Source organism: Arthrobacter sp. B2060 (assembly GCF_059090445.1).
In genome coordinates, this window is record NZ_JBNHFR010000029.1 from 1 (window position 1) to 929 (window position 929).

Consider the following 929-nt stretch of genomic DNA (forward strand, 5'->3'; position numbering starts at 1 on the left):
CAGCTTTCCGACGCCGGTGTTTCCATCTGGCTCGATGACCTCTCCCGGGGCCGCCTGAAGACCGGCACCCTGCAGAAGCTGATCGAAGAGAAGAACGTCGTGGGCGTCACCACGAACCCGTCGATCTTCCACGCCGCCATCACCACCGGGCACGACTACGACGCCGTCATCGCCAGGGAAGCCGCGGCGGGCGCGTCCATCGAGGACACCATCTTCGAGATCACGACGACGGACGTCGCCGACGCCTGCGACCTGTTCGCACCGGTCGCCGCGGCAACCAACGGTGTTGACGGCCGCGTGTCCATCGAAGTTGACCCCCGCCTTGCCTGGGACACCGCCGGAACGATCGCCGAGGCCAAGCACCTCTACAAGAAGGTCAACAAGGACAACGTCCTCATCAAGATCCCGGCGACCCTCGAGGGCCTGGAAGCCATCACGGCCACCCTGGCCGAGGGCATCAGCGTCAACGTGACCCTGATCTTCTCCCTGGAGCGCTACCGCGCCGTCATCAACGCCTTCCAGTCGGGCCTGGAGCAGGCCAAGGACAACGGCCACGACCTCTCCAAGATCCACTCGGTCGCCTCGTTCTTCGTCTCCCGCGTGGATACGGAAATCGACAAGCGCCTCAACGCCATCGGCACCGACGAAGCCAAGGCACTCAAGGGCAAGGCCGGCCTGGCCAACGCCCGCCTGGCCTACCAGGTCTACGAAGAGCAGTTCTCCACCGAGCGCTGGGCCGTACTCGCCGAAGCCGGCGCCCTGCCGCAGCGCCCGCTGTGGGCCTCCACCGGTGTGAAGGACCCGGCCTACCCGGACACCCTCTACGTCACCGAACTCGTTGCCCCCGGCGTCGTGAACACCATGCCGGAAAAGACCCTGGACGCCACCTTCGACCACGGCGTGGTCACCGGCGACACCGTCACCGGCAC

At 66.2% G+C, this 929-nt stretch carries 1 protein-coding gene; it reads left to right on the forward strand.

What is annotated here, in order from left to right:
• Positions 1-929 (forward strand): transaldolase (gene tal / locus AC5RUM_RS21450; protein WP_494036846.1); only part of this gene is annotated, 929 nt, incomplete at both ends.